At 71.1% G+C, this 3884-nt stretch carries 3 protein-coding genes; all 3 read left to right on the top strand.

Annotation, left to right across the window (positions count from 1 at the left end; all coding sequences use genetic code 11):
- Positions 1-522 (top strand): glycosyltransferase (locus tag KBX53_RS25275; protein ID WP_210862004.1); only part of this gene is annotated, 522 nt, incomplete at its 5' end.
- A gap of 104 nt (positions 523-626) precedes the next feature.
- Positions 627-2405: a DUF4012 domain-containing protein gene (locus KBX53_RS25270; RefSeq protein WP_309140851.1), complete on the top strand. Its 1779-nt coding sequence runs from the start codon at positions 627-629 to the stop codon at positions 2403-2405.
- A 13-nt stretch (positions 2406-2418) separates the two neighbouring features.
- Positions 2419-3048 (top strand): hypothetical protein, encoded by a 630-nt coding sequence (locus KBX53_RS25265; protein WP_030338035.1) that lies wholly within the window; start codon positions 2419-2421, stop codon positions 3046-3048.
- Positions 3049-3884 lie beyond the last annotated feature (836 nt).

Genomic DNA, 3884 nt, shown 5'->3' with positions numbered 1-3884 from the left:
GCGGCGCTGGACCGGACGATGGATCTGGTCCTGGTCGGTTCGGGTGCGCAGGAGCGGCGGGTGCGGGGGCTCGCCGCCGAGCTGGGTGCGGAGAACGTGCGCTTCCTGGAGCGGCGCTCGCCGGTCGACATGCCCGAGCTGTACGCCGCCGCCGACTACCAGCTGGTCATGTTGCGTGACCTTCCGGAGCTGCGCGGCACCGTGCCCGGCAAGCTCCAGGCCGCGCTCTCCTGTGCCGCGCCGGTGATCGCGTCGGCCGGTGGGGACACCGCCGAGCTGGTCGAGCGGGCGCGGGCCGGGTTGTCCTGCCCGCCGGAGGACTGGGCGGCGCTGGCCGACCGGTTCTGGTTGGCCGCCACCATTCCGCCGCCGACCCGTACCGAGTGGGGGCGTCGAGGGCGGGCCGCGTACCTGCGGGAGATGGCGCTGCCCGCCGGCGTGGACCAGATCGAACGGCTGTTGCACGAGGCGGCCGGGCGGGTCGCGCCCAGCCAGCCGGTAAGTGCGAAGAATACTCATTAAAAGGGCAACAACCGTGATAAGGGCACGAAATTCCCTAAGGCGTGCTAAGAACGTCAGGGAATCGACCTTCTGTCCGGTTCCGTGAACAGGAGTGTGGTGTGACGGTGAGCGATCGACCGACCCGGCGACGGAGCCGGTCCCGGCGTCGTCGGCGTGCCCGACTGCGCCGGGCCCTTCTCGGCGTCCTGGTAGTCGGCTCGCTGCTGCTGGCGACCGGCGGATGGATCGGCTTCCGCGGTTGGCAGGCGCGCGCCCACCTGCTCAACGCCGCCGGGCTGGCCCGGGAGCTGAGCGCCCAGGTGGTCGGTGGGGACAGTGCCCGGGCGCTGCGGACCCTCGCCGCGCTCCAGGAGCAGGCCGGTGCGGCCCGCGCCGCGACCACCGACCCGAGCTGGCAACTCGGCCGCCGTACGCCGATCGCCGGCGACGACCTCGACGCCGTCCGCCGGATCGCCATCGCCATCGATGACCTGGCCCGGCAGGCGTTCCCGACCCTGCTCCGCACGGACCTGACCAGCCTGGTGCCGACCGGCGGCCGGCTGGACCTGGCCCGGCTCACCACCGTTTCCGCCGAGCTGACCCGGGTGAACGAGTCGGTGCAGCGGACCCGCCGGGATCTGGCCGCGGTGCCCGCCGACCGGCTGGTCAGCCAGATTCGGCAGGCGCTGACCGACCTGCGTGACGAGATCGGCCGGCTGGCCAGCCTCACCACGGCCGCCGACCAGGGAGCCCGTCTGTTGCCGCCGCTGCTCGGCGCGAACGGCCCTCGTCGCTACCTGCTCGTCTCGCAGAACCTCGCCGAACTCCGCGCGACCGGCGGCATGTTCGGCGCGTACGCGATGATCGAGGCCGAGAACGGCGCAGTGAAGATGGGCAAGCAGGGCAGTAGCGCCTCGCTCGGTCGGTTCGTCCCGGCGTTGAAGGTGCCCACCGAAACCCGCGCCCTCTGGACCGACCTGCCCGGCATCTACCCCGCCGACGTCAACCTGTCTCCGCACTTCCCGACCGCCGCCACGCTGTACCGCGAGATGTTCCGCCGCAAGACCGGCACCACAGTCGACGGCGTGCTCGCCGTCGACCCGGTGGTGCTGTCCTATCTGCTCAAGGCGACCGGCCCGGTGCTCGTGCCCGGTGGTGTGCCGCTCGCCAGCGAGAAGGTCGTGCAGACGCTGCTCAACGACAGCTACCAGCGGCTGGACCTGAAACAGCAGGACGAGTTCTTCGCGGCGTCGGCGGCAGCGGTCTTCGACGCCTTTTTCAAGAAGAATGTCAACCCGAAGGTGTTGTTGTCCGCATTTGACCGTGCTATCACGGAACGCCGGATATTGTTCTGGAGTGCCCGACCTGAGGAGCAGCGGACATTCGGCGACAGCCGGATGGCCGGAACGCTCCCGGAGCAGGACACCGTGCCAACTGTCGGCGTGTTCCTCAACGACGGCAGCGGCGCGAAGCTCGGCTACTACCTGCGGCCGACGGCGAACCTGACGGTCGGCGAATGCCGGCCCGACGGCCGCCGCGAGCTCCGGCTGCGGGTGACCCTCCGCTCGACGGCGCCGAAGTCCGGACTCACCGAGTCGGTCCTCGGCCTCGGCCTGGCAGGCGATCCGTACACCGCACGCACGTTGGTGTCGATCTTCAGCCCGGCCGGTGGAGCGGTGCTCGAGGCCCGGCTCGACGGGGTCGAGACGGCACTTGGCAGCGGCACCGAACGCCGCCGCCAGGTGGCGACGGCCAGCGTGGACGTCGGCCCCGGTGCCGAACGGGCGCTGGAGGTCACCGTGCTGACCGCCAAGACCGGCGTCGGGCAGGCCGAGCTGTGGCTGACCCCCACCGCCAGCCCCTGGACCACCCAAGTTCATTCCGCACCAAGCTGTGACCAGTAGGAGGGAACCAATCATGCGGCTATCCCGCATCATCATGGCGCTCACGGTCGGCCTGGCCGTGGTGGCCGTGCCGACGGCAGCGGGGGCGGCACAGCCGCAGCCGACGCCCAGCGCGACCACTGACCCGCCCCAGCCGCCGCCGTACCCGCCGGCAGCCGCTTCGCTGACCGTCAACCGGCCGACGATCTTCCTCGGCGAGACGGTGTTGTTGACCGGCACCGGCTTCGGCCCGAACGAGACGGTCGACATCTCCGTGACGGTGACCCCGCTGGCCGCACCGGCCGGCGGTCAGGCTCCGGCTCGCCGGAGCGACGGCAGCACCGTGGCCATGACCCCGGTGGCGTACCAGGCGAGCGCGCCCCTGAACTTCACGGCGTTCACCAACGCCCAGGGTCGCTTCACCAAGAGCTACAAGCCGTCGGTGACAGGTCTGCTGACCTTCACCGCCACCGGTCGGGAGTCCGGCCGGACCGCCAGCACCGAGCTGCGGGTGTTGCACAAGAAGCAGCCGCTGCCCGTCACGGGTGACAGCCTCGGCACACCCATGAAGCTCGGCGGCGGCCTGGTCGGCGCCGGAGCGGTCATGCTCCTGCTGACCCTGGCCTGGCGTCGCCGCCAGCGCTTCGGTGGTGCGGCGCACTGATCAACCCCACCGGGCTGCGCCCGGATTGCACGGAAGCTGGCGCCCGTCGGAACACTCCGACGGGCGCCAGCCCGTCCAGAAAGACCCCGCCACCTGGTACGGCTCCCGACCTCCGCGTTGTCCGGCGCGACTCCCGACCTCGGCCTCGTCTGGTGCGGGTCGTGCCCTCGGCCGGGTCTGGCACGGGTCGTGCCCTCGGCTGGGTCTGGCACGGGTCGTGCCCTCGGCTGGGTCTGGCGCGGGTCGTGATCTCGGCCTGGTCTGGTGCGGGTTGTGATCTCGGCCTCGTCTGGTGCGGGTTGTGATCTCGGCCTCGTCTGGTGCGGGTCGTGAACTCTGCGCCGCCAGGTACGGCTCCCGGCGAGACGGGAGGCGGTCCGCCGGGGAGGCGCGGATGATGGCGTTCTGCCCAAGGGTCGGCGTGTGCGCTTTGCACCAGCCCGACCGTGCCGCCCGGCTCGCCGACGGGTCGTTCCCGATGGTCACCGCCGCCGACGTTGATGCCGTCGTCCGATGCGTGATCGACTCGGGTTTCATGAAGTCGGGGTGTCCTGGCGTCCCGGATGCCCCGGTTTCCGTGAACCCGAGTGGATCACGGGCGTGCGGGCCGGTTCGGTGCCGTGGGGCCGTGGTTGTGTGGGTGGTGTGTCGGGTTGTGGGTGTTTGTGGGTGGTGGCCGTGGGCACCCGTAGGCGGGAATCGTGGCCGGGCCGGGGTCGTTACACACCCTGACGATCGCAGCACCACCTCCCGCCGCCCGGTCTTCACGGGCGCGGGATCTGAGGTCCGGCAGGGTGGAATGCCCCCCGCCACCCGGTCGTTGTGACCCCCACGAT

The organism is Micromonospora sp. M51 (assembly GCF_018070305.1).
Classification (GTDB): domain Bacteria; phylum Actinomycetota; class Actinomycetes; order Mycobacteriales; family Micromonosporaceae; genus Micromonospora; species Micromonospora parva.
This window is presented reverse-complemented; position numbering and strand designations above follow the sequence as displayed.

Coding starts and splice junctions, on each gene's coding strand:
- KBX53_RS25265 (WP_030338035.1), top strand. CDS start 2,419: ATGCGGCTATCCCGCATCATCATGGCGCTCACGGTCGGCCTGGCCGTG.